This window comes from Nocardioides carbamazepini (assembly GCF_024614185.1).
GTDB classification, from domain to species: domain Bacteria; phylum Actinomycetota; class Actinomycetes; order Propionibacteriales; family Nocardioidaceae; genus Nocardioides; species Nocardioides carbamazepini.
Genome location: NZ_JAHTLF010000013.1, coordinates 67,055 through 91,558, shown reverse-complemented (window position 1 = coordinate 91,558; position 24,504 = coordinate 67,055). Strand labels below are relative to the sequence as shown.

The 24,504-nt window shown below is 73.1% G+C and carries 23 protein-coding genes and 1 pseudogene; 18 read left to right on the top strand and 6 right to left on the bottom strand.

What is annotated here, in order from left to right:
- Positions 1-57 precede the first annotated feature (57 nt).
- The 4 genes and pseudogenes from KVF89_RS07345 to holA form a co-directional block, all read left to right on the top strand.
- Complete coding sequence (locus tag KVF89_RS07345) at positions 58-927, top strand: DegV family protein (RefSeq protein WP_257424580.1); 870 nt, start codon at positions 58-60, stop codon at positions 925-927.
- 170 nt (positions 928-1,097) lie between these two features.
- On the top strand, positions 1,098-2,090 hold the full coding sequence (locus KVF89_RS07340; protein ID WP_257424579.1) for a ComEA family DNA-binding protein: 993 nt from the start codon (positions 1,098-1,100) through the stop codon (positions 2,088-2,090).
- Entirely contained in the window at positions 2,087-4,486 is a 2,400-nt protein-coding gene (locus KVF89_RS07335) for a ComEC/Rec2 family competence protein (RefSeq protein ID WP_257424578.1), read from the top strand. The genes KVF89_RS07340 and KVF89_RS07335 overlap by 4 nt, the downstream gene beginning before the upstream one ends.
- Positions 4,487-4,557: 71 nt before the next feature.
- A pseudogene (gene holA / locus KVF89_RS07330) lies at positions 4,558-5,493 on the top strand (DNA polymerase III subunit delta); the annotation flags it as partial.
- Positions 5,494-5,550: 57 nt separating this feature from the next.
- On the opposite strand, the gene rpsT reads toward holA, so the two are convergent.
- Both rpsT and KVF89_RS07320 read right to left on the bottom strand, forming a co-directional pair.
- Positions 5,551-5,811 (bottom strand): 30S ribosomal protein S20, encoded by a 261-nt coding sequence (gene rpsT, locus KVF89_RS07325; RefSeq protein WP_257425246.1) that lies wholly within the window; start codon positions 5,809-5,811, stop codon positions 5,551-5,553.
- A 162-nt stretch (positions 5,812-5,973) separates the two neighbouring features.
- A complete protein-coding gene (locus KVF89_RS07320) occupies positions 5,974-6,903 on the bottom strand; it encodes a phosphotransferase family protein (protein ID WP_257424577.1) in 930 nt (309 codons plus the stop codon).
- A 95-nt stretch (positions 6,904-6,998) separates the two neighbouring features.
- On the opposite strand from KVF89_RS07320, the gene lepA reads away from it, so the two are divergent.
- Positions 6,999-8,870, top strand: coding sequence for a translation elongation factor 4 (lepA, locus tag KVF89_RS07315; RefSeq protein WP_257424576.1), 1,872 nt, complete (start codon positions 6,999-7,001; stop codon positions 8,868-8,870).
- Between the two features lie 45 nt (positions 8,871-8,915).
- The gene (locus KVF89_RS07310) at positions 8,916-9,857 is read left to right on the top strand and encodes an aminoglycoside phosphotransferase family protein (protein ID WP_257424575.1); all 942 of its coding nucleotides are present in this window, start codon (positions 8,916-8,918) and stop codon (positions 9,855-9,857) included.
- On the opposite strand, the gene KVF89_RS07305 is transcribed toward KVF89_RS07310, so the two are convergent.
- Positions 9,829-10,890 carry a hypothetical protein gene (locus tag KVF89_RS07305; protein ID WP_257424574.1) on the bottom strand — a complete coding sequence of 354 codons (1,062 nt, stop codon included), beginning with the start codon at positions 10,888-10,890 and terminating at the stop codon, positions 9,829-9,831. The genes KVF89_RS07310 and KVF89_RS07305 overlap by 29 nt on opposite strands.
- A gap of 23 nt (positions 10,891-10,913) precedes the next feature.
- Here KVF89_RS07305 and KVF89_RS07300 point away from each other — a divergent pair, with 23 nt between their 5' ends.
- The 9 genes from KVF89_RS07300 to KVF89_RS07260 all read left to right on the top strand — a co-directional run bounded on the left by KVF89_RS07300 (position 10,914) and on the right by KVF89_RS07260 (position 18,744).
- Positions 10,914-11,603 (top strand): MOSC domain-containing protein, encoded by a 690-nt coding sequence (locus tag KVF89_RS07300; protein WP_257424573.1) that lies wholly within the window; start codon positions 10,914-10,916, stop codon positions 11,601-11,603.
- Between the two features lie 80 nt (positions 11,604-11,683).
- Entirely contained in the window at positions 11,684-13,516 is a 1,833-nt protein-coding gene (locus tag KVF89_RS07295; RefSeq protein ID WP_257424572.1) for an AMP-dependent synthetase/ligase, read from the top strand.
- Between the two features lie 115 nt (positions 13,517-13,631).
- Positions 13,632-14,525 (top strand): dioxygenase family protein, encoded by an 894-nt coding sequence (locus KVF89_RS07290; protein WP_257424571.1) that lies wholly within the window; start codon positions 13,632-13,634, stop codon positions 14,523-14,525.
- Positions 14,526-14,589: 64 nt separating this feature from the next.
- Positions 14,590-14,982 (top strand): hypothetical protein, encoded by a 393-nt coding sequence (locus tag KVF89_RS07285; protein ID WP_257424570.1) that lies wholly within the window; start codon positions 14,590-14,592, stop codon positions 14,980-14,982.
- Positions 14,983-14,992: 10 nt separating this feature from the next.
- Positions 14,993-15,229, top strand: coding sequence for a hypothetical protein (locus KVF89_RS07280; protein ID WP_257424569.1), 237 nt, complete (start codon positions 14,993-14,995; stop codon positions 15,227-15,229).
- 15 nt (positions 15,230-15,244) lie between these two features.
- Positions 15,245-16,456: a radical SAM family heme chaperone HemW gene (hemW, locus tag KVF89_RS07275; protein ID WP_257424568.1), complete on the top strand. Its 1,212-nt coding sequence runs from the start codon at positions 15,245-15,247 to the stop codon at positions 16,454-16,456.
- Between the two features lie 43 nt (positions 16,457-16,499).
- Positions 16,500-16,946, top strand: a complete 447-nt coding sequence (locus KVF89_RS07270; protein WP_257424567.1) for an FAD synthase family protein — start codon at positions 16,500-16,502, stop codon at positions 16,944-16,946.
- Positions 16,943-18,523 (top strand): class I SAM-dependent methyltransferase, encoded by a 1,581-nt coding sequence (locus tag KVF89_RS07265; protein ID WP_257424566.1) that lies wholly within the window; start codon positions 16,943-16,945, stop codon positions 18,521-18,523. The genes KVF89_RS07270 and KVF89_RS07265 overlap by 4 nt, the downstream gene beginning before the upstream one ends.
- Positions 18,520-18,744, top strand: a complete 225-nt coding sequence (locus KVF89_RS07260; RefSeq protein ID WP_257424565.1) for a DUF6752 domain-containing protein — start codon at positions 18,520-18,522, stop codon at positions 18,742-18,744. Before KVF89_RS07265 ends, KVF89_RS07260 begins: the two co-directional genes overlap by 4 nt.
- Before the next feature lie 77 nt (positions 18,745-18,821).
- On the opposite strand, the gene KVF89_RS07255 is transcribed toward KVF89_RS07260, so the two are convergent.
- The 3 genes from KVF89_RS07255 to KVF89_RS07245 form a co-directional block, all read right to left on the bottom strand.
- The gene (locus KVF89_RS07255) at positions 18,822-19,664 is read right to left on the bottom strand and encodes a DUF3097 domain-containing protein (RefSeq protein WP_257424564.1); all 843 of its coding nucleotides are present in this window, start codon (positions 19,662-19,664) and stop codon (positions 18,822-18,824) included.
- An 81-nt stretch (positions 19,665-19,745) separates the two neighbouring features.
- Positions 19,746-20,522, bottom strand: coding sequence for an MBL fold metallo-hydrolase (locus tag KVF89_RS07250; RefSeq protein ID WP_257424563.1), 777 nt, complete (start codon positions 20,520-20,522; stop codon positions 19,746-19,748).
- Between the two features lie 34 nt (positions 20,523-20,556).
- Complete coding sequence (locus tag KVF89_RS07245) at positions 20,557-21,291, bottom strand: hypothetical protein (protein WP_257424562.1); 735 nt, start codon at positions 21,289-21,291, stop codon at positions 20,557-20,559.
- A 234-nt stretch (positions 21,292-21,525) separates the two neighbouring features.
- On the opposite strand from KVF89_RS07245, the gene hrcA reads away from it, so the two are divergent.
- Genes hrcA through KVF89_RS07230 form a run of 3 tightly spaced genes read left to right on the top strand, consistent with a single transcriptional unit; the run spans position 21,526 to position 24,487 of the window.
- Positions 21,526-22,551, top strand: a complete 1,026-nt coding sequence (gene hrcA / locus KVF89_RS07240; RefSeq protein ID WP_257424561.1) for a heat-inducible transcriptional repressor HrcA — start codon at positions 21,526-21,528, stop codon at positions 22,549-22,551.
- Between the two features lie 13 nt (positions 22,552-22,564).
- Positions 22,565-23,731: a molecular chaperone DnaJ gene (gene dnaJ / locus KVF89_RS07235; RefSeq protein ID WP_257424560.1), complete on the top strand. Its 1,167-nt coding sequence runs from the start codon at positions 22,565-22,567 to the stop codon at positions 23,729-23,731.
- A gap of 3 nt (positions 23,732-23,734) precedes the next feature.
- Positions 23,735-24,487 carry a 16S rRNA (uracil(1498)-N(3))-methyltransferase gene (locus KVF89_RS07230; protein ID WP_257424559.1) on the top strand — a complete coding sequence of 251 codons (753 nt, stop codon included), beginning with the start codon at positions 23,735-23,737 and terminating at the stop codon, positions 24,485-24,487.
- The last annotated feature ends 17 nt before the right edge of the window (positions 24,488-24,504 follow it).

Sequence of the window (24,504 nt, the reverse complement as noted above, 5' to 3'; positions counted from 1 at the left end):
GTAGCGGCCGGGGTCCGGCAGCGTCCCTGGACGGGCGCCTAGCGATAGCCTCTGCGCATGTCGATCGTCGTGGTCACCGACTCCACCTCGACCGTCCCGGCGGAGGTCGCCGAGGCCAGTGGGGTGCACGTGGTCCCGCTGCAGGTGGTCATCGACGACGACGTCTACGACGAGGGTGCCGAGGAGGTCACGCCCGAGCGGCTCGCGGTGGCGCTGAAGGAGAAGCGCGCCGTCAGCACGTCGAGGGCCTCGCCGGCGGTGTTCGCCGACCTCTACGCGCGGCTCGCCGCCGAGGGCGCGACCGAGATCGTGTCGGTGCACCTGTCCGCAGAGGTCAGCGGCACCTTCGAGTCCGCGCTCGTCGCCTCCCGCGCGGCGCCGGTCCCGGTGACCTGCGTCGACTCCCGGCAGGTCGGCGTCGCGACGGGGTACGCCGTCGAGTCCGCCCTCGACGTGATCGAGGCCGGGGGCACGGCGGCCGAGGCGGCCGAGGCCGCCCGGCAGCGAGCCGCGGTGGCGACGTCGCTGTTCTACGTCGACACCCTGGAGCACCTGCGTCGCGGCGGCCGGGTCGGCGCCGCGGCGGCCGTGTTCGGTGGTGCGCTGGCGGTCAAGCCGTTGCTCGGCATCGTCGACGGCGTGATCTCGCCGCAGGCGAAGGTCCGCACCGCGGCCAAGGCGATCGCCCGGCTCGAGGCGCTCGCGATCGAGGCGGCCGGGGAGCGGCAGGTCGAGGTGTGCGTCGCCCATCTGGCCGCCGCGGAGCGTGCGGAGGCGATGGCGGCCCGCCTGGTCGAGCAGGTCGGTGAGCGACTGGTCCCCGCGCGGTCCGGTGAGCCGGTGCGCTGCGTCGAGCTCGGCGGGGTGCTCGGCGCCCACGTCGGTCCCGGCATGCTGGCGATCTGTGTGGCGCCGGTCCTGAGCTGACCGGCGGAGCGTGCCGGCGGCCGCCGTTGAGCCGGGCCGAGCGGGTCGCTCCAGCCCCAACAGTCACGACAGGCGACCTCGTTCGTCCCCAGGCCGGATCCACCTGCGGACCGTCCACAGGTGACCGGGTCTCCGGAGGGGTCGCCGGTCGCGGCACCTAGCGTGCCGTCATGCCCGTCCGACGCCCTGCCGCCCGCCCCGATCCGCCCGGTGCCGATGCCGCCGCGCGCCGCCTGGCGCTGATCGCGGCGGACCTGGGGGTCGCCCGGTCGACGCCGTCACCGGAGGCGGCCGACGAGCCGGCAGAGGAGACGGCAGAGCCGTGGTGGGCGGACCACACCCGGGTGGCCGCCCCGGCGCCGCCGGACCCGGCGCACCCGGTGGACCCGGCGGTCCCGGTGCGCGAGGTGGAGGTCGGGGAGGTGCCGGCGCTGCCGCTGCCGGGACGTCATGCGGCCCGGCGCCGGGGCCGACGACCACGGCCGCGGGCCGTGGTGCCCTCCGTCGCCGATCGGCTGCCCGCCCTCGGGATGCCCCAGGTCGCCGTCGTCGCCATCGCGGTCGCCCTCGGACTCGCCGTCACGACCTGGTGGGTGCTGCGGGACCGGCCCGGACCGCTCGCGCCCGTGTCCGCCGCGCCGGCCGACCCCCTCGTCACCACCCTCCCGCCCGAGCCGGGCTCATCGGCCGCCCCGACACCGCCGACGGGATCGGCGGCCGCCGCGTCGGCACCGGCGACCGTCACGGTCGACGTCGCGGGGAAGGTGCGCCGGCCCGGCATCGTCGTCCTCGACGCGGGGGCGCGGGTCACCGACGCGGTCGAGGCGGCCGGCGGTGCCCGCAAGGGGGTCGACCTGACCCCGCTCAACCTCGCCCGCGTCCTCGTCGACGGGGAGCAGGTCGTGGTCGGTGCGCCGGCAGCCACGGTGCCCTCCGGGAGCCCGGGGGCCGGCGGCGGTGGCCCGGCCGGACCGCTGGTCAATCTCAACACCGCCGGTCTGGCCGAGCTGGAGTCGCTGCCCCAGGTCGGGCCGGTCACCGCCCAGGCGATCATCGCGTGGCGCGAGGCCCGCGGCGGCTTCACCAGCGTCGATGAGCTGCTCGAGGTCGACGGCATCGGCGACAAGACCCTCGCCCAGATCACCCCTCATGTGACGGTGTGATCGAGGTGGCGCCGGCTCCCGCCGCGATCGTCGAGTCCGCGCGGACCGGCAAGGAACCCACTCCGGTCCTGCGGAGCCCGGATCTGCGGATGCCGGACCTGCGGATGCCAGCGCTGGGCGCGGCAGCCTGGCTGGGCGGCATCGCCGCGCAGGGTGTCGGCGCCACCGCCTACGCCGGGGTCGCCCTCCTGGTCGGCGTCGTCGGAGTGCTCGCGGGCCGACTGTCGCCCGGTGTCGTGAGACTGGCCGGCGCCGCGCTGCTCGTCGCCACGGCGGCCGTCACCGGCACCGTGCTGCGCCACGACGCGGTCCGCGGGTCGCCGCTCCACGATCTCGCGGCCGAGCGCGCCACGGCCGACATCGTCGGGACGGTGGCGTCCGACCCGCGCGCGATCGAGGGGCGCTCCGGCCCCCAGGCGGTGGTCCGGATCCGGGTGCGAGAGGTGACCGCGCGCGGTCATCGCCTGCGCACCGGCGGCGCGATCGTGGTCATCGGTGACCCGGGCTGGACCCGGATCGGCCTCGGCGAGCGGGTGCTCGCCGAGGGGCGTCTCGCCGCCTCGGACGATCCCGGGACCGTGGCGCTGCTCGTCGGCGCCCGCGCCCCGGTCCGGATCCGCGGCCCCGATGTCTGGTGGCGTGCCTCGGCGGCCGTCCGTGCCTCGATCCGGCGCGCGGTGGAGCACCGACCACCCGACCAGGCGGGTCTGGTCCCGGCGCTCGTGGACGGCGACGACGCCGGGCTGCCGGAGGAGGTGGAGCAGGACTTCCGGACCACCGGTCTCACCCACCTGACGGCGGTGAGCGGCACCAACCTGACTCTCGTGGTCGGCTCGCTGTTGCTGCTCGCCCGGGCGCTGGGGGTCCGCCGGCGCTGGCTGACCGTGGTCGGTCTGGCGGGCATCGCCGGGTTCGTGCTGCTTGCCCGCACCGAGCCGAGTGTGCTCCGGGCAGCGGTGATGGGGACGGTCGGGCTGTTCGCGTTCGGCCCGGACGGACGGCGCCGTGGGCTGCGGGCCCTGGGAGTCGCCGTGGCCGGCCTGGTGCTGGTCCAGCCCGGTCTCGCGGTCGCCGCCGGGTTCGCCCTGTCGGTGCTCGCCACCGCGGGGATCGTGCTGCTCGGTCCACCGCTGGCGCGGGCGCTCGCCCGCTGGCTGCCGCGAGGCCTGGCGGAGGCGGTCGCGGTGCCGACGGCCGCCCAGCTGGCCTGCACCCCGGTGATCGCCGGCCTGTCCGGCGAGGTGAGCCTGGTGGCGATCGGTGCCAACCTGCTGGCCGGGCCGGCGGTCGGGCCGGCCACGGTGCTCGGGCTGGTCGGCGGACTGGTCGGTCTCGTCTGGCCGTGGGCGGGCCGGCTGTGCGGCACCGCGGCCGGATGGTGCGTGGGCTGGATCATCGCCGTCGCCGAGCACGCCGCCGACCTGCCCGGCGCCGCCCTCGACTGGGGGAGCGGTGCGCTCGCGGTCGGTGTGCTGGCGCTGATCTGCCTGGCGGTCGGTGTCGTACTGCCGCGGCTCGTGCGGTCCCGCACGGCGGGGGCGCTCCTGGCCGTCCTGCTGCTCCTGGTCGTTCTCGGTGTGCCGGGCCGGCTCTGGTCGACGGTGACGGGTGGCTGGCCGCCGCCCGGCTGGGTCCTCGTCGCGTGCGACGTCGGCCAGGGTGACGCGCTGGCCGTGTCGGTCGGGAGGCGGACGGCGATCGTGGTCGACGCCGGTCCCGAGCCACGGGCGGTCGACGACTGTCTCGACGGGCTGGGCGTCGAGCGGGTGCCGCTGGCCGTGCTCACCCACTTCCATGCCGACCACGTCGACGGCCTGGCCGGGGTCCTCGACGGCCGCCGGGTGGACGGGGTCGAGACCACGGCGCTGGCCGATCCGGCGGGTGGCGTCGACCTGGTCCGGCGGGCGGCGGACGAGGCGGGCGTCCCGGTGGCGGTGGCGCCCTACGGTGTGACGCGGCGCATCGGGGACGTGGTCGTGCAGGTGCTCCACCCGGACCTGCCGGCGACGGTCGACGGCCCCGGCGACGGCAGCACCGCCAACGACGCGAGTGTGGTGCTCCTGGTCGAGGTGGCCGGCGTGCGGATGCTGCTCACCGGCGACCTGGAGCCGCCCGGACAGGCGGAGGTGGCGTCCTTGGTGCGGGAGCTGGACATCGACGTGCTCAAGGTCCCGCACCATGGCAGCTCCCACCAGGACCTCGCGTGGCTGGTCGGGCTGCGCCCGGAGGTCGCACTGGTCTCCGTCGGGGCGGACAACGACTACGGCCATCCGTCGTCGGTGGTCGTGCGCGGCCTGGAGGCCGCCGGCGCCCGGGTCCTGCGGACCGATCGCGACGGCGACGTCGCGGTGGTGGCCGGCGGTGCCGACGGGCTCCACACGGTCACCCGACGCTGACGGGACCGACCCTCGCTGCGGGGAGGCGAGGTGGCGAGACCCGTGTCGCAACGGTGTGGGAAGGTGGTCGCATGCGGGCCGAGGACGTGCTGGGTCGGGTCATCCTGGTCACCGGCAAGGAGGAGTTCCTCGGCGCCCGGACCGTCGACGACGTCAAGGCGGCGGTGCGCGGACACGACCCCGAGGCCGAGTTCGCCGACAGCTCAGCGGCCGAGCTGACCCTCGCTACGCTCGGGGAGATGGCGGCGCCGTCGCTGTTCTCCGCGGTGCGCTGCGTCGTGGTCCGGGGCCTCGAGAACCTGCCCGACGAGTCGGTCGACGGCGTGCTGGCGTACGCCGGCGCGCCGGTCGAGGACGTCGCCCTGGTCCTCGTCCACGGCGGCGGCCAGAAGGGCAGCGGCGTGCTGACCAAGCTGCGCAAGCTGCCGGCGGTCACCGAGCACAAGTCCGAGGAGCTCAGGGCGTCCGACTACCCGGGATTCGTGGCCGGCGAGGTTCGGCGACTCGGCGCCGGGATCGACCGCGAGGCCGCGGACGCGCTGATCGAGTCGATCGGGCGTGACCTGCGCTCCCTGGCCGGCGCCGCCCACCAGCTGACCAGCGACTTCCCGGGAGAGCGGATCAGCGAGGCACAGGTCCGTCGCTACTTCGGTGGCCGGGCCGAGGCGAAGTCCTTCGCGGTCGCCGACGCCGCCTTCGCCGGACGCGACCGGGCCGCTCTGGAGGAGCTGCGCTGGGCGCTCGACTCCGGTACGGCGGCCGTGCTGATCACCTCCGCCTTCGCGGGCAGCGCCCGCGGCCTGGCACGGCTGGTCAGTGCCCCGCGCGGGATGCGCGACGCGGACCTGGCGCGCGAGGTCGGCGTGCCACCGTGGAAGCTGCGCTCGCTGCGCGACCAGGCCCGGGGCTGGACCGATGCCGGACTGGCGCGGGCGATCCGCGCGGTCGCCCAGGCCGATGCCGACATCAAGGGTGCCGCCAGCGATGCGTCGTACGCCCTGGAGCGGCTCGTGCTCACGGTGACGACTCAACCGGGGCTCAGGACCGGAGCCAGCTGGGTGGTCTCAGAGAGAGGCGGCCTGCTTCGCGATCGACGACTTGCGGTTCGCGGCCTGGTTCTTGTGGATGACGCCCTTGGAGGCAGCCTTGTCGAGCTTCTTGCCGGCCTCGCGGGCCAGGCTGGCAGCGCCGTCCTTGTCGCCGGCCTCGGCGGCCTCGCGGAACTTGCGGATCGCGGTCTTGAGGCCGGACTTGACGGCCTTGTTGCGCTCGTGACGCTTCTCGTTCTGCTTGTTGCGCTTGATCTGGCTCTTGATGTTCGCCACGGGTACTCGTCTCTGTGTCAGGTGTGGGGATGCTGGTTCTGGTCCGGAGCGCGCCTCGGTCGCCCTGGTCCTGACCACCCGGCTCGGTGAGCGGAGGACGGGCAGGCGGGAACGCGGAGACGCGACCAGCAAGGCTAACAGCGGGTCGACATCGCGCCCAAATCAGCGCTCGTCCGACCAGCCGCGCCGCTCGGCCAGCCAGTGGTCGATCACGTCGCGCTGCCAGGCCTGGGCGGCGCGCAGGTGCGGCGACGTGGGCGGGACCGGCTGGTCGGCACAGGTGGTGAAGTAGCCGAGGATCAGGGCGAGGAAGACGTCGACGTCCTCGGCGGGGACCGTCGCGAGCAGCGGGTGGTCCGCGATGTGGGCGTCGACGTCGAGTCCGTCGCCCCGCGGGCCGACGAGCAGCAGCAGGGAGTCGAGCCAGGCGGCGCCGACGATCGGCCAGTTCCAGTCGCACAGCAGGGCGGTGCCGTCGGGGCGAACCAGGATGTTGTCGTCGCGGATGTCGGTGTGGACGAGGGTGTCGCCGGCGACCACCTCGGCGTACCTGTCGGCGAGCGCCCGGATCTCGGCTGCGCGCGGGTGGGCGATCCGGTCCCACAGCGCCGGCCAGGAGGCGAACTCCTCGACCGCGCTGTCGAGCGCGGCGGGAGCGGGGGTCAGGACGCCCGCCATGGCGACGGCCATCGCCGAGGCGGCGGCCAGGTCCTCGGCACGCCACGGGCGGTGGGGAGCGCGGGCGTCGACGTACTCGGTGGCGAGCAGGAACCAGTCGGCGACCTCCTCGGTCCACAGCAGCGCCGGCGCAGGCACGCCGGCGGGCAGGGCAGCGAGCTTGCGTGCCTCCTCGCGATAGGCGTCGGCGAACACCCGCTGGGCCTTGATGGAGGCTGCCTTCACGAACACCCGGGTGCCATCGGTGCCGGTGAGCACCGAAGCGAATCCAGGCGTGAACCCGCCGTCCTGGGACACGGCCTCCACGACGGGGGTGCCGAGGCGCTGCTCGACCGCGCGACGGACCAGCGGCGGCAGGTGCGACCAGGCCAGGCGCCGGGCGGTCCGGCCGTGGGGGATGACGGTGGGGAACACGCGGCCCATCATCGCTGACCGGCCATGGCCGGTCCGTAGCGGTTCGGCTCCGGGTTTAGCGAACCGGAGCGGCATCCGGGACAATGGGCGGCACCATGCCAGCCTCCGCCCCGAAGCCGGGTCACACCGACCCCGCGATCATCCGCAACTTCTGCATCATCGCGCACATCGACCACGGCAAGTCGACCCTCGCTGACCGGATGCTGCAGCTGACCGGCGTGGTCGACGCGCGCGCTGCGCGCGCCCAGTACCTCGACCGGATGGACATCGAGCGCGAGCGCGGCATCACGATCAAGTCGCAGGCCGTGCGCATGCCGTGGACGGTCGCGGAGGGCAACGAGGAGGGCGCGGAGCCCGGCAGCTACGTCCTCAACATGATCGACACCCCGGGCCACGTCGACTTCACCTACGAGGTGTCCCGCTCGCTGCAGGCCTGCGAGGCGGCGATCCTGCTCGTCGACGCCGCCCAGGGCATCGAGGCGCAGACGCTGGCGAACCTCTACCTCGCCATGGGCGCGGACCTCCACATCATCCCGGTGCTCAACAAGATCGACCTGCCCAGCGCCGACCCGGACAAGTACGCCGAGGAGCTGGCCGGCATCGTCGGCTGCGACCCCGACGACGTGCTCCGGGTGAGCGCCAAGACCGGCCTCGGCGTGGAGACGGTCCTCAACGAGATCGTCAAGCAGACCCCGCCGCCGGTCGGTGACCCGGACGCCCCGGCGCGCGCCCTCATCTTCGACTCCGTCTACGACACCTACCGCGGCGTGGTCACCTATGTCCGCGTCGTCGACGGCAAGCTGAGCCACCGCGACCGGATCAAGATGATGTCGACCAACGCCGTGCACGAGATGCTCGAGGTCGGCGTGATCAGCCCGGAGCCCGTCAAGACGGGCGAGATCGGCGTCGGCGAGGTCGGCTACCTCATCACCGGGGTGAAGGACGTCCGCCAGTCGCGGGTCGGTGACACCGTCACCTCCCAGCACCACGGCGCGACCGAGTCCCTCGGTGGCTACGAGCACCCGAACCCGATGGTCTACGCCGGTCTCTACCCGATCGACGGCGACGACTACCCGGTGCTGCGCGACGCGCTGGAGAAGCTCCAGCTCAACGACGCCGCCCTCACCTACGAGCCGGAGACCTCCGGCGCGCTCGGCTTCGGCTTCCGGATCGGCTTCCTCGGCCTGCTCCACATGGAGATCACCCGCGACCGCCTCGAGCGCGAGTTCAACCTCGACCTCATCTCGACCGCGCCCAACGTGGTCTACGAGGTGCACATGGAGGACGGCAAGGTCCTCGAGGTGACCAACCCGAGCGAGTACCCCGACGGGAAGGTCGCCGAGGTGCGCGAGCCCGTCGTGCGCGCCACGATCCTCAGCCCGTCGGACTACATCGGCGCGATCATGGAGCTGTGCCAGGAGAAGCGCGGCAACCTGCAGGGGATGGACTACCTCTCCGCGGACCGCGTCGAGATGCGCTACACGCTGCCGATGGGCGACATCGTCTTCGACTTCTTCGACCAGCTCAAGAGCCGCACCAAGGGCTACGCCAGCCTCGACTACGAGCGCTCCGGCGACCAGGCCGCCGACCTGGTGAAGGTCGACATCCTGCTGCAGGGCGAGCCGGTCGACGCGTTCTCCGCGATCGTCCACAAGGACGCCGCCTACTCCTACGGCGTGATGATGGCCGGCAAGCTCAAGGAGCTCATCCCGCGCCAGCAGTTCGAGGTGCCGATCCAGGCCGCCATCGGCGCCCGGGTGATCGCGCGCGAGAACATCCGCGCCATCCGCAAGGACGTCCTCGCCAAGTGCTACGGCGGTGACATCACCCGCAAGCGGAAGCTGCTCGAGAAGCAGAAGGAAGGCAAGAAGCGGATGAAGATGGTCGGCCGGGTCGAGGTGCCGCAGGAGGCCTTCGTCGCCGCGCTCGCGACCAGCGGCCCGGCGGGCGACAAGCCCAAGAAGTAGCCGTCCCACGGCAGCCGGGTTGGCCCGCTCTGCTGGGATGACTGCGTGCCTCCCTCCGTCGTGGTCCCCGCCGACCTCGACGGCCAGCGTGCGCTCGGGCCCGAGTGGGCGGCCTGGCTGGACCGCCTCCCGGCGATCACGCGGTCGGTCCTCGACGACTGGGAGCTGACGCCCGAGGGCACGAGCTGGCACGGCTTCTGCTCCCTGGTCCTCCCGGTCACGACCGGTGACGGCACACTCGCCGCGCTCAAGGTCGGGCTGCCCGACGACGAGTCCGAGCACGAGCATCTCGCCCTCCAGCGGTGGGGCGGACGCGGCGCGGTCCGGCTGCTCCGCGCCGACCCGGGCCGCCGGGCACTGCTGCTCGAGCGGCTGGATCGCGAGGACCTCACCGAGAGCTGGGACCTGGAGGCCTGCGCGGTGGTCGCGAGCCGCTACGCCGACCTGCATGTCGCCGCGATGCCGCAGCTGCGCGCGCAGGCGTCGTACGTCGAGACGTGGCTGGCGGCGCTCGCCCGCGATGCCCAGGAGGTGCCGATCCCGCGGCGCCTGGTCGAGCAGGCGCTCGCGCTGGGACGAGACCTGGTCACGGAGCCGGCGACGGCGGTCATCCACGGCGACCTCCACTACGGCAACGTGCTGCGCGGCCGGCGCGACGGCGAGGACACCTGGCTGGTCATCGACCCGAAGCCGACCAACGGCGACCCGCACTACGAGCTGGAGCCGATGCTGCGCGACCGGTTCGCGGAGTACGCCGCGCCCGGAGCGGCGGGGTCCGTCCGCGACGGCGTCCGCCGGCGCTTCCACGCGCTCGTCGATGCCGCCGGCTTCGACGAGGACCGTGCCCGGGACTGGGTCGTCATCCGTTCGGTGCTCAACGCGCACTGGGCCCACGAGGACGCCGTGCGCGCCCATCGCCGGCTGGACGCGGACGAGCGGGAGCACGTCACGGCCTGCATCACGGTGGCGAAGGCCGTGCAGGACTGATCCGGACCGACGCCACCAGGTCGTCGTACGTCGATCGGTCGTCGTGCCACCACTGCGGGGTCGCGCCCCACTCGACCCGTGCGCTCGCGCTCTGCAGTGCCACGATCCGCCAGGTCCCCGGAGGCTCGTAGCTCTCGGTCTCCTCGGTGCGCACGACCACCCAGGTCAGCAGGTCGGCCGGCTCGCCGTCGATCCGGCCGGCATCTCGTCGGAGCCGGACCCGCACCACCTCGGGATCCCGACGGACCTGCGCCGCCAGCGTGTCGAGGTCGCCGGGCGTGGGGTCCACGGCGCCGTACTCCAGCAGAGTCGGTGCCTCCTCGCGGTAGATCCGGCAGCGGTCGCCGTCGCGCTCGACCCAGCCGGCCTCCTTCGGCGGGGAGAAGGTGAGGGACGGTCGGTCGGCAGCGCCCCAGCTGGGACACAGTGACCCGGTCCCGTGGAGCACGGCGACCGAGCGGCGGACGACGTCGAAGGAGTCCAGCCGGCGAGGCTTGTCGTCCGGGACGGTCCAGCTCAGCCGGACGCCGGCGACCTGGATGGCAGCCTCCCAGTAGGGGAGGCCGTCGTTGTAGACGCGCCAGGTCAGCTCCTCGGCGGCCTTGCCGTCGAGGCCGGGGGCGTCGCCACGGTAGGTGATGTCGCTGACCTCGTCGTCGCCACCGATGTCCTCGAAGGGATCGAGCTCCTGGGCGCGGAAGGCGGCCAGTGTCCGCTCCGGCCCGATCTGCACGCCGACGCTGCGCACCGAGCCGTGGCTGAACGAGCAGCCGTCCTCGGACTGCTGCCCGCCCGTGGTCGCGACCGGCACCACGAGGCGCACGGTCAGGCCGGTGCCGTCGCGGCGCAGGTCCGGGCAGAGCACCTCCCGGAACCCGGCCGGCACGTCGGCCGACGCGGCAGGGAAGGGCTGCGGGGGGTCGACCCTGGTTGGCGGGCGGTCCGGGGACGGCCGGTCGTTCCCGCCGCACCCGGCGAGTCCGGCGAGCCCGGACGCCAGCGCCAGGCCGGAGATCAGCAGGAGCCGGGCCATGACCCGACGGTAGCCTCCGAGGCATGCAGTTCGTGCGCACCGTCAGTGTCGGCCTCCCGCGGGACAAGGAGTGGGCCGGCATCGGGCGCACCTCGATCGACAAGCGCCCCGTGACCGGGCCGGTGGCCGTCGGCGAGCTCGGGATCGAGGGCGACCAGGTCTCCGACACCCGGCACCACGGCGGCCCGGACCAGGCTGTCTACGCCTACGCTCGTGAGGACCTGGACTTCTGGGAGCGGGAGCTCGGCATGCCGATCCGCGACGGCCAGTTCGGTGAGAACCTGACCACCGAGGGCATCGACGTCAACGACCTGGAGATCGGCACCCGGCTGCGGGTCGGCGAGCCCGGCGTCGGCATCCTCGTCGAGGCGGTCTACGTCCGCACGCCCTGCAACGACTTCAAGGGCTGGATGGGGGAGAGCGGCTACGACCCGCGGGCCTGGGTCAGGCGGTTCACGGCGGAAGCCCGGCCCGGCCCGTACCTGCGCGTGCTCGAGACGGGCACGATCGCGCCCGGCGACGCCATCGAGGTGGTGCACCGACCGGGCCACGGGCGGACCATCCGCGACATGTTCGTCGCCCTCAACACCGACCGGAGCCGCCTGCCCGACCTGCTCGTGGTGGACGGGCTGCTGCCCAAGGTGCGGGCGAAAGCGGAGGAATTCGTATCGAGGACGGCCCGTTCCCTACCCCCCGCGGAGCCTGTGGCTTAGGTTACTGCCCAGTTGTCCACGATCCACGGTCCACGGATCGTGGGCACGTCGGTCTCGGACGAGCAGACGCAGGGAGCGCCATGCCCATCAACCACGACACCCATTTCCTCGACCGCATGCCGAAGAACTGCGCGGTGCAGTTCCTCGACCGGGTCGAGAAGAGTGCGGACCGGGAGGCCTTCCGCTTCCCCCGCGGCGAAGCGTGGGAGTCGGTGACCTGGCGCCAGGCCGGCGATCGAGTACGCCGCCTCGCCGCGGGCCTGCTCGCGCTCGGACTCGAGTCGGAGCAGCGGGTCGGCATCGCGTCGGCCACGCGCTACGAGTGGATCCTCGCCGACCTCGCCGTGATGTGCGCCGGTGGCGCGACCACGACCGTGTACCCGTCCACGGGGGGCGACGACACGGCGTACATCATCGGCGACGCCGAGTGCCGGTTCGTGTTCGCCGAGGACGACGAGCAGCTGGCCAAGCTGCGCGAGCACCGCGGGGAGCTGCCGGAGCTGGCGAAGGTCATCAGCTTCGACGAGGCCCTGGCCGACGGCGCCGACGGGGACTGGGTGATCTCCCTCGACCAGCTCGCCGAGCTGGGGGATGCCCACCTGGCCGAGCGTCCCGACGCCGTCGACGCGGTGGCGCAGGGCATCGAGCCCGACCAGCTCGCGACCCTGATCTACACGTCGGGCACGACCGGCAAGCCCAAGGGCGTGCGGCTGCTGCACCGCACCTGGGTCTTCGAGGGCGAGGCGATCAAGGCCCAGGACATCCTGCACGAGGACGACCTGCAGTTCCTCTGGCTGCCGATGGCCCACTCCTTCGGCAAGGTGCTGCTCTCCACGCAGCTCGCGTGCGGCTTCGCGACCGCCATCGACGGCCGCGTCGACAAGATCGTCGACAACCTGGGCGTGGTGAAGCCGACCTTCATGGGCGCCGCGCCCCGCATCTTCGAGAAGGCCTACGCCCGCATCGTCACGATGCAGGCGGCCGAGGGGGGCGCCAAGGAGAAGATCTTCCTCAAGGCGTTCGAGGTCGGCCGCAAGGTCGACGCGCTCCGCCGCGACGGCAAGTCGGTCCCGCTGCCGCTCAAGATCCAGCACCGGCTGTTCGACAAGCTGGTCTTCAGCAAGGTGCGCGAGCGCTTCGGCGGCCGGGTGCGGTTCTTCATCTCCGGCTCGGCCGCGCTGAACGCCGACATCGCGGCCTGGTTCCACGCCGCCGGCATCCTGATCCTCGAGGGCTACGGCATGACCGAGAACGCCGCCGGCGCCACGGTCAACCACCCCGACGCCTACAAGCTCGGCACCGTCGGCCCGCCGCTCCCCGGCACCGAGGTCCGCATCGGCGACGGCGGGGAGGTCCAGCTCAGGGGCCCGCACGTCATGGCCGGTTACCACAACCGGGCCGAGGCGACCCGGGACGCGCTGACCGAGGACGGCTGGCTGCGCACCGGTGACAAGGGCGAGGTCGACGCGGACGGCTTCCTCACGATCACCGGCCGGATCAAGGAGCTCTTCAAGACCTCCGGCGGCAAGTACATCGCGCCGCCGGCGATCGAGGCCAAGTTCAAGGCGATCTGCCCCTACGTCAGCCAGTTCATGGTCTTCGGCGCGGAGCGCAACTTCGTCTCCGCGCTGATCACCCTCGATCCCGACGCGATCGCCGGATGGGCCGCCGAGAACGGCAAGGAGGGCAAGGACTACACCGCCCTCGTCAACGACGACGCCGTGCAGGCGATGGTCGGGGAGTACGTCGACGAGCTCAACACCCAGCTCAACCGCTGGGAGACGATCAAGAAGTGGAAGCTCCTCGACCACGACCTGAGCATCGAGTCCGGTGAGCTCACGCCTTCGCTGAAGGTGAAGCGCAACGTCGTCGAGGCCAACAACTCCGACCTCATCGCCAGCTTCTACGGCTGAGTCTTCAGGGCGGGCCGGAGACAGTTTCACCGGCCGACCGGTGAAACTGTCTCTCGTCGACGGCGCACAACGGCCGCACAGGAGTCGCACAGGAACTGCGCCCAGACTCGAGGACATGAGCCATCACGGAACCGACGAGACCGACGAGACCGACGAGCACGACCTCGGGCTGTCTCACGACCTGCCGCGGATCATGGCGCGGCGCGGGCTGCTCGGCCTGCTGGGCGGGGTCGGCGCGGTCGCCGCGCTGAGCGCCTGCGGCGCCGACGACACGTCGGGCCCGAGCGCGTCGGCAACGACGTCGGGCCCGAACGGGCAGGGCACTCCGCCCGACGGGGGGATGGGCGGGGGCATTGGCGGTGACAGCGGCGTCGAGGTCGCCGAGGGCGAGATCCCCGAGGAGACCGCCGGCCCGTACCCCGGCGACGGCAGCAACGGCCCCAACGCGCTGACGCAGTCGGGGGTGGTCCGCAGCGACATCACCGCCAGCTTCGGCACCGCGTCCGGGGTCGCGGCGGGCATCGCGACGACGGTCCGGCTCAAGGTCTACGACCTCAACGGCGACGAGGTGACGCCGTTGGCCGGCGCGGCGGTCTACCTGTGGCACTGCGACCGCGAGGGCCGGTACTCGATGTACGACGACGAGATCGCCGACGAGAACTACCTGCGTGGCGTGCAGGAGGCCGACGCGGACGGCAATCTCACCTTCACCACCGTCTTCCCGGCCTGCTACGCGGGACGTTGGCCGCACATGCACTTCGAGGTCTACGAGAGCCTCGCCGCGGCGACCAGTGCCGACAACAAGCTGCGCACCTCGCAGCTCGCGCTGCCGGAGGACGTGTGCGACGACGTCTACGCCACCGAAGGCTACGAGCAGAGCGTCACGAACCTGTCCCAGCTCAGCCTCGACACCGACGGCATCTTCAGCGACGGGTACTCCCTGCAGCTGGCCAAGGTGACCGGCTCGGTCGACGAGGGCTACACCGTCACGCTCAACGTGCCGGTCTGAGATTCGGCGGCTGGGGCAGGTTTGTGTCTGGGGTCGTGTGAAGGCTGCCCGTGGAGGTGGTCGGATGGCCCGCTTGGTCCCGATCCGCAGCGACGACATCCCACGTACGCTGCTCGTCCTGCGTGAGGGCACGAACACGCTGAGCAACGATTCGCTTGCGGCAGCGTGCGAGCGCGCCCACGCCGAGATCGGCATGTACGGGTTCTCGGTCTTGGAGGTGCCCGGCGGTGGCTTCGCCGAGCTTGCTCGGCTGCGGCCGCTGCTCCGGGTGCGGCGCAAGGTCATGCTGGCATCGGGCCGGGAGCTCATCGACGACGGCTTTCCGCTGGTTCCGACGTTCGACCATCCGCACTGGACGGTTGTCGTCCCTGCGCCGGAGGACTCGACGTTCGAACGGATTCGCGCCCTCTTCTCGGCGCCCGTCGACAACCCCGCCTTCGATCCGGGGCGAGCGTAGGATGGTGGGTGTGGTGGACATCGACCTGATCTACGACCCCAACGAGGTGGGGGCCGATCTGGTCGTGCTCACCTGGATCTCGCAGGGGCCCCGGAGTGGGGACGCCACCTTCGACCCGCAACCGGCCGATCTGGTGCGTGTGACCGACGTCGACGGCGAGGACCTTCGCGCGCGTGTCGTCGGCCGGGACGGCAACCGGGTGTGGGTGCGGCTCGACGTGCCCGGCCTGATCGCCCACCCCGCCTGACGTCTGCCGATCTCTGTGCCGTACGCCCTGCCCCTCGGCGACCCCGTCCCGAGCGACGGGTCGCTGCCCGCCCCAGCGCTCGAGGAGCTGGGGACCAGCCCGTTCGCGTTCTACGTGCATGTCCCGTTCTGCCGGGCACGCTGCGGCTACTGCGACTTCAACACCTACACGGCCGAGGAGCTCGGGCCCGGCGTCTCCCGGGCGTCGTACGCCGACCAGGCGGTCGCCGAGGTCCGGCTGGCCCGGCGCGTGCTGGGTGAGCGCGACCTCCCGGTGGGCACGGTGTTCCTCGGTGGCGGCACCCCCACCCTGCTGCCGCCCGAGGACCTCGGCCGGATCCTGCGGACGATCGACGACGAGTTCGGGCTGCTGCCGGGCGCGGAGGTGACGACCGAGGCCAATCCGGACTCGGTCGACCTGGCCTCCCTGGAGCGGCTGCGGGAGGCGGGCTACACCCGGGTCTCCCTCGGGGTGCAGTCCGCGGTGCCGCATGTCCTCGCGGTGCTGGACCGCACCCACGACCCGCTCCGGGTTCCGGGGGTGGTCGACGCCGCCCGCCGCGCGGGTTTCGACCAGCTCAGCCTCGACCTCATCTACGGGACGCCGGGGGAGAGCGACGAAGACTGGGAGGAGACGCTGGACGCGGCGCTCGCGTGCGCGCCGGACCACGTCTCGGCGTACTCCCTGATCGTCGAGGACGGCACCGCGCTGGCCCGCCGGGTGCGGCGCGGTGAGCTGCCGATGCCGGACGACGACGACCTGGCCGACAAGTACGTCCAGGCCGAGGAGCGGCTCGTCGCGGCGGGCCTGGGCTGGTACGAGGTCTCGAACTGGGCGCGCGACGACGCCGCCCGCTGCCGTCACAACCTGGGCTACTGGGCGGGCGCGGACTGGTGGGGGATCGGGCCGGGCGCCCACTCCCATGTCGGCGGCGTCCGCTGGTGGAACGTCAAGCACCCGGCGGCGTACGCCGGCCGGCTCGCCGAGGGGGTCACGCCGGCCCACGCGCGGGAGGTCCTCGACGCGGAGACGCGCCGCGTGGAGCGGGTGCTGCTGGAGGTCCGGCTGCGCTCAGGCCTCCCGGTCGACGTGCTCGACGACGCCGGCCGAGCCGTGCTGCCGGCGCTGGTCGCGGACGGGCTCGTGGAGGATCGTCCGGACCGCGTCGTGCTGACCCTGCGCGGCCGGCTGCTCGCGGACGGGGTCGTGCACCGCCTCCTCGCCTGAGCCGGGTCCAATATCGACTAATTATAGTGTTACACTCGACTTTATGAAGAAGTCGGGTGACGTCGTCGGCCCCGTGATCGGCTACGTGCCGGGCGCCTTCGACCTGTTCCACGTCGGCCACCTCAACGCGCTGCGCCAGGCACGCCAGTGGTGTGACGTGCTGGTGGCCGGCGTGGTCGCCGACGAGGTGTGCGTCGAGACGAAGGGTGTGCGCCCGACCGTCCCGCTCGCCGAGCGGCTCGAGATCGTCGAGGCGATCGGCATCGTCGACGCGGTCTACGCGGAGAGCACGCCCCACAAGACCGATGCGTGGCGCGACGTGGGCTTCCACCGGATCTTCAAGGGCGACGACTGGGAGGGGACCCCCAAGGGCCGGCGCCTGGAGGAGCAGATGGCCGTGCTCGGCGTCGAGGTGACCTACTTCCCCTACACCTTGCAGACCTCCTCCACCGCGCTGCGCACGGCGCTCGCCCATCGTGGGGCGTCGTGAACCACCCCACGACGTCCTTCTCCTCCGCTCAGCTCCTCCGAACCACGCCGCGGGGACCCCGCGTGGCCGTCGCGGTGTCCGACGAGGGCCTCCTCGTGCCGCCCGGCCGCCAGCCGCTGGTGGTCGAGATCGGCGGCCACTACGTCTGGTCGCTGACTCCGCTGCGCGACGGCCGGCCCGCCGCCGGGGGAGTCCTGGTGCCGTGGCCCGGTGTGCTCCGGCCTCACCTCAGCGGTCGCGGCCGGATCCGGGTGACCGACGCCACCGGTGCGGCCGTCCTGTACGACGACGAGGTCGCTCTCGGGACCGGGGAGGGCGTGCTGGCGGTGGTCGACGGCTCCGGTCACCGGCTCAGCGTCGACAAGGTCGGACACCTCGCCCGCTCCTTCGCCGCCACCGACGAGGCCGTCCGCGACGAGATCCTGGCCGGCACCCGCCGCGCGGTCGACGACCTGCGCGAGCACGCCGGCGTGGCGGCGTACCTCAACTACGGGGCGCTGCTCGGCGCGGTCCGCGAGGGCCGGATGCTCGCCCACGACTCCGACACCGACCTGTGCTACCTGTCCGAGCACGGCTCGCCGGCCGACGTCGTCACCGAGTCCTACCGGATCACCCGGGCGATGCGGGCCCGTGGCTGGCGGGTGCTGCGGATGTCCGGCGGCGACGTCAAGCTGCTGCTGCCGCTCTCCGACGGCCGGGTCTGCCACATCGACGTGTTCGCCGCGTTCCATGTCGGCGAGACGTTCTTCCAGCTCGGCAACCGCAGCGGTGACCTGCCGCGCTCGGCGATCGAGCCGTTCTCGACGATCGCGCTGCACGGGCACGAGTTCCCGGCGCCCCGCGACCCCGAGGCCATGCTCGCGTTCCTCTACGGCCCGCACTGGCGCACCCCCGACCCGTCCTTCAAGTACGCCGACCCGGCGTCCGGCGTCCGGCGCCTCGACGGGTGGTTGCGCGGCTTCCGCACCGACATGGGGCGCTGGACCGAGCTCTACAACGGCCCGCGCCGCGCCGCGATCCCGCGCGGTCCGTCGCCGTTCGCGCAGTGGGTGGAGCCGCAGCTGAGCGACCTGCCGGTGTTGGACGTCGGAGCCGGCACCGGGCGCGACGCGCTGTGGTTCGCCCGCTCGGGGCGTCGTACCGGAGCGGTCGACTTCTCCCGCGGCAGCCTCAACGTGATCCGCCGCCGCGCGCGGCGGTTGCGGCGCGAGGTCGCGGTCGACCAGCTGATCCTCGGCGAGCTCCGCTCCACCCTGGTGCACGGCACGCGGCTGGCCCGCGACCCGCACCACCTCTACGCCCGCCACCTCGTCGACTGCCTCGATCCCGCCGCGCTCGAGCAGCTCTGGCTGCTCGCCCGGATGGCGCTGCGGCCCGGCGGGGGGCGGTTGTTCCTGGAGTTCTCGACGTCGCCCACGACGTCCCCGGAGGTCATCCGGGCGGCCATCGAGGCGGCCGGTGGCATCGTCGAGCGCCTGACCACCGGGCGCGGCGAGGACATGTTCGACCTGCCCGTGCCGGACGTGTGCCGGATCCGCGCCGCCTGGCCGGCGCCCGACAGCGAGGAGCTGCGATGACGACCACCGACCTGGCCCGACGGGTGCGCACCCGGATCCGCGACCGCGGCACGCTGCGCGACCGGGTGCGCGTGCTCGAGGCCGAGGTGCAGGAGAACCGGCAGCTCAACCGCCGCATCGCCGAGCTCACGGACGTCGTGGCCGAGCTGCTGGTCCCGCTCGAGGCGCGCGACCACGCCCGGGTCGACGAGGTGCTGGATCGGTTCCGGACCGGCCTGTGAACCGGCATCGATCGGGCAGAGACTGCAACTGATCGGCCCGGAATGCTGCGGTTTGGTCCCAAACCGCAGCGTCCGTCTCACTCCGTGGTCACGAAGTCGATCAGCTCCTCGACCCGCCCGAGCAGGGCCGGATCGAGGTCCTGGAAGCCGCGGACGCCGCCGAGGATGTGCTTCCACGCCCGCGCGATGTCGGCCTGGTCGCGGTGCGGCCAGCCGAGCTGCTGGCAGGTGCCCTTCTTCCAGTCGATGCCCTTGGGCACCTTGGGCCAGGTCGTGAAGCCGAGCCGCTCGGGCTTGACCGCCTGCCAGATGTCGATGAACGGGTGGCCGACGATGAGGACGTGCTTGCCGACCGGCGACTTCATGATGTTCTGCGCGATCCGGCTCTCCTTCGAGCCCGGCACCAGGTGGTCGACGAGCACGCCGACCCGGCGCTGAGGTGCCGGCTCGAAGTCGCGCAGGTGGTCGGCGAGGTCGTCGACGCCGCCGAGGTACTCCACGACCACGCCCTCGATCCGCAGGTCGTCCCCCCAGACCTTCTCGACCAGCTCGGCGTCATGGCGGCCCTCGACGAAGATCCGGCTGGCCCGGGCCACGCGGGCCTTGGCGTCGTGGACGGCGATCGACCCGCTCGCCGTACGCGTCGGCCGCACCGGCCCGGCGTTCGTGATCGGCGGGGTGAGGATGACCGGCCTGCCGTCGAGCAGGAATCCGGCCCCGAGCGGGAAGGTACGCCGCTTCATCCGCCGATCCTCGAGCGTCACCGTGTGCAGGTCGCGGTCGACGGTGACGATCTCGCCGCACCACTGCGTGGTGACCTCCTCGACCACGATGCCGAGGTCGGCGGCCGTCTCCACGGCCCGGCCCCGCTTGGGGACCTTCCAGTCGCCTGACAGCACGTCGGTCCCATAGCGATCCACGACGAACCACCCTAGGACCGGCGCGGCGGCACGCGGCGGCGGCGCGCCCGGTGCCCCGGGTCCGACCCGCTGCGCGGGTGGTCAGGCGAGCGGCAGCTGGCGATGCCCGCGAGGCACCTGGGCGTACCCGCGAGCGATCGCGTGATGCAGCGCCTCGCCGGGGAACGGCCACTCCGCCGCCGCCAGGGCCTCGGCCTCGGGGACGCCGCGGGTGGCGAGGTCGCGGATCGTCTCGGCCACCGCGCGCAGGTCGTCGCACTGCTGCTCGACGAACCGTCGGTCGACGACTCCGCCGTGGCCGGGCACGACCACCGAGTCGGGGGTGAGCAGGCCGAGCACCAGATCGAGGCTCTGCGGCCAGTCCAGCGGCCACGAGTCCGCGCCGAGCGACGGGGGCGCCGACTCCTCGACCAGGTCGCCCGCGAGCAGTACGTCGGCGTCGGGGACGCGGACCACGAGGTCGCCCGCGGTGTGACCGCGCCCGGGGTGGACCAGCTCGACCTGGCGGTCACCCAGGTCGATCACCGCGGCGCTGGAGAAGGTGCGGTCGGCGGGGGGCGCCGCCGGGTCGGTCCGGGCGGCGGCCTCCTCGGTCGCGTGCACCGGCGGGTCGTCGTACCGCTCGCGGAAGGTGGCGTTGCCGAGCACGTGGTCGAAGTGGTCGTGGGTGTTGACGACCGCGATCACCGGCCCCGCCCGGAGGTCGCCGATCGCGGCGATCGCGGCCCTGGCCTCCGCGGCGGTGGCCAGGGTGTCGACCACCACGAGTCCGCGCTCGCCGCCGACGATGGTCAGGTTGACGTCGTAGGACGGCACACGGCGGACCCAGACCCGGTCCGCGACCTCGATGAACGGCACCCGCCCACCGTAGCGACGCCCGGCACCGGAGGGCTCAGCAGAGTCCCGCGTGCAGCTCCCCGCGCAGCAGGTCGCCCAGCTCGGGAGCTGTCGCGGCGGGGTGGGGGAAGCGCAGCTCGGCGCTGTGGGCGCCGGTGAGGTCGACCCATCGGAGGGTGACGCCGCCGGCATGCAGGTCGGCGAGGTGGACGCCGACGACCTCGCCGAGCCGGGTCTGGGTCATCGAGGCGATCGCCCGGCGCAGCTCGTCCTGGTGGCACAGGTTGGCGTGCTCGGTCGAGCGCTGGAGGAAGCCTCGGTTGAGGTCGTGCTCGGGGTCGGAGAAGGCGCCGAGGGGGACCCGGACCCGGGTCTCGTCCGGCGCGGCCGGGGGGGCGCTGGCGCGGGAGAGGAGCACGAAGTCGAGGTGGACGCCGACCCGCATCCGGACCTCGTCGCAGCACTCGCACTGTTCGAGCCCGAGCGCCTCGAGCCGCCCGGAGAGGGTCAGTGTGGCGTCGCGCTCCACGGAGCCGACGGCGCCGAGTCCGCTGGTCAGGGTCAGCAGGGCGCCGCGCCGATCGGTGGCCGCGACCGCGAGCGCCGAGTCCGCCGGGCAGGAGAGGAGTGGCCGGCCGCCGTGGTCCTGCATCTCGAGGCCGGCCGCGTCGAGGTCGCCGGCGACGTCGTCGATGCCGTCGACCACCAGCTGGACCTCGGCGGGGCAGGCCAGGATGCTGCGCGCCGCGGCGGCGATGCGTCGTACGTCGAGACCGGGGTCGACCGTCATGCCCGCTCCTTCGACCCGGACCTTGCTCCGGGATCCTCTCGGGAAGATTAGGTGAGCCTAACCTACTCGATCTCGCGGAGTCGGGGAAGGGTGTGCCTCGCCCGGCCGACGTTTCGGGGCGCGCTGGGCGCTCGCAACTCAGCCGGTGCGCGAGTGAGCGCTAGGATTGGCACTCACGGCGGCGGAGTGCCAGGTCCGCGCGTGCTCGTTGAGACGACAGCCAGGAGGTGGGCCATGCAGGAGGACCGCAGGCTCGCCGTGCTGCGCGCGATCGTCGAGGACTACGTCGCGACGGAGGAGCCGGTCGGCTCGAAGGCACTCGTCGAGCGCCACCACCTCAACGTGTCGCCGGCGACCATCCGCAACGACATGGCGGCCCTCGAGGACGAGGGCTACCTCCACCAGCCCCACACGAGCGCCGGGCGGGTGCCGACCGACAAGGGCTACCGGCTCTTCGTCGACCGGCTGTCCACGGTCAAGCCCACCTCCTCGGCCGAGCGTCGCGCCATCGCGGGCTTCCTCGAGGGGGCCGTCGACCTCGACGACGTCGTGCACCGCTCCGTGCGCCTGCTCGCCCAGCTGACCCGGCAGGTCGCCGTGGTGCAGTACCCCACGCTGTCGCGCTCCACTGTGCGTCACATCGAGGTCGTGGCGCTGACGCCGACCCGCCTGCTGCTGGTGCTCATCCTCAGCTCCGGCCGGGTCGAGCAGCGTCTCGTCGAGCTCGACGCCGACATCGGAGACGACGAGCTCGGCGCCCTCCGCTCCCGGATCAACCTCGCGGCCACCGGCGAGGTCATCGCCGACGCCGCCGCGGCACTCGACGCGCTGGTCCGCGGCGACGAGGCCACGCCGGCGGCGACGCCCCCGACCGCCGCTGTCGTGGAGACGCTGGTCGAGGCGATGAGCGACCACCGCTCCGACGAGCGTGTCGTGGTCGGCGGCACCGCGAACCTCGCCCGGTTCGGCGACAGCTTCGAGACGTCGGTGCGCCCGCTGCTCGAGGCGCTGGAGGAGCAGGTCGTGCTCCTCAAACTGCTCGGCGAGGCCACCAGCGGCGGCGCGGTCACCGTACGGATCGGTGCCGAGGGTCCCTACGAGAACCTCGCCTCGACCAGTGTCGTCGCCACCGGCTACGGCCCCGACGACGCGCTCGCCGCGCTCGGGATCGTCGGCCCCACCCGCATGGACTACCCCGGAACGATGGCGGCGGTGCGCGCAGTCGCGCGCTACGTCTCCCGCATCCTCGACGAGAGCTGAGAGAGCACACCACGTGAGTCAGGACCCCTACGAGCTGCTCGGCGTCGGCCGTGACGCCGACGCCGACACCATCAAGAAGGCCTACCGCAGGCTCGCCCGCCAGCTGCACCCGGACGTCAACCCCGACCCGGAGAGCCAGGAGCGGTTCAAGCAGGTCACCGCCGCCTACGAGGTGCTGTCCGACCCGGACAAGCGGGCGGCGTACGACCGTGGCGGCGATCCGTTCGGCGGCGGCTTCGGCGGTCAGGGCGCCGGCTTCTCCTTCACCGACATCATGGACGCCTTCTTCGGCGGCAACGCGGGTGCCGCGGGCGGCGGCCGCGGCCCCCGGCCGCGGGTGCGCCGCGGGCAGGACGCACTCATCCGGATCGAGGTGGAGCTCGCCGAGGCAGCCTTCGGCGTGTCCCGCGAGCTCAAGGTCGACACGGCCGTGCGCTGCACGACCTGCGGCGGCGAGGGTGCCGCGCCCGGCAGCCATCCCGTCCCGTGCGAGACCTGTCGCGGGGCGGGCGAGGTCGCCCACGTGCAGCGCTCCTTCCTCGGCGAGATCCGCACGCTCCGCCCCTGCGCGGCCTGCCGCGGCTTCGGCAGCGTCATCCCCGACCCGTGCCGCGAGTGCGCGGGTGACGGCCGGGTCCGCTCGCGTCGTACCCTCACCGTCAAGATCCCCGCCGGCGTCGACAACGGCACCCGCGTCCAGCTCAGCGAGCAGGGCGAGGTCGGCCCGGGGGGCGGCCCCGCCGGCGACCTGTACGTCGAGATCCACGTCGCGCCGCACGAGGTCTTCGAGCGCCACGGCAACGACCTGCACTGCACCGTGTCCGTGCCGATGACCGCGGCCGCGCTCGGGACGACGATCACCCTGCCCACCCTCGAGGCCGACCTCGACCCTGGGGAGGAATCCGGCGTGGAGACGTCCTTCGAGCTCCAGATCCCCAGCGGCACCCAGTCCGGCCACCAGGTCGTGCTCCGCGGTCGCGGCGTCCCTGGCCTGCGGGGCGGGCGGGGCGATCTCGCGGTCACCATCGGGGTCGACACTCCGGCCCGGCTCGACCCGCGCCAGGAGGAGCTGCTGCGCGAGCTCGCCGCGATCCGTGGCGAGGAGCGGCCGACCGGCGATGTCCGGCCGACGCACAAGTCGATGTTCGGTCGCCTCCGCGACGCGTTCACCGCCCACTGAGCGATGACCCTCCCGCAGCACCTGGTGCCGTCCCTCGACCGGGTGCGGGTCGGTGACCCCGTCACCGTCGAGGGCGACGAGGCGCACCACGCGGTGGTCGTCCGGCGGCTCCGGGTCGGTGAGCGGCTGTTGCTCGCCGACGGGATGGGGCGGGTCGCGACCGGTGAGGTCACCGCGACCGGCAAGCGGGCCTTCACCGTCGCCGTCACCGCCGTCGAGGACCACGCCGAGCCGCGCCCGTCGGTGACGGTGGTGCAGGCGCTGCCCAAGGGCGAGCGCGGCGAGCTGGCGGTCGAGGTCCTCACCGAGATCGGCGTCGCCCGGATCGTGCCGTGGGCCGCCGCGCGCAGCGTCGCGGTGTGGAAGGGTGAGCGCGCCGCCAAGTCGCACGCGAAGTGGCAGGCCGCCGCCCGCGAGGCGGCCAAGCAGTCCCGGCGTGCCTGGCACCCCGAGGTGCTGCCGCTCGCCACGACCGACGAGGTGGCCGCGCTCGTCGCCTCGGCCGAGGTCGCCGTCGTGCTCCACGAGGACGCCACCGAGCCGCTCGCGGCCCTCGCCCTGCCGCCCGACGGCGACCTGCTCGTCGTGGTCGGGCCGGAGGGCGGGCTCACCGACGACGAGGTGACCCTGCTCGCCGCGTCGGGGGCCGTGCCCGTCCGCCTGGGCGCCGAGGTGCTCCGTACCTCGACCGCCGGTGTCGCCGCCGTCGCGGCGCTCCTCGCGCGGACCCCCCGCTGGGGTGGTCTGACCAGTTAGCGTTTGGGCACGAACCG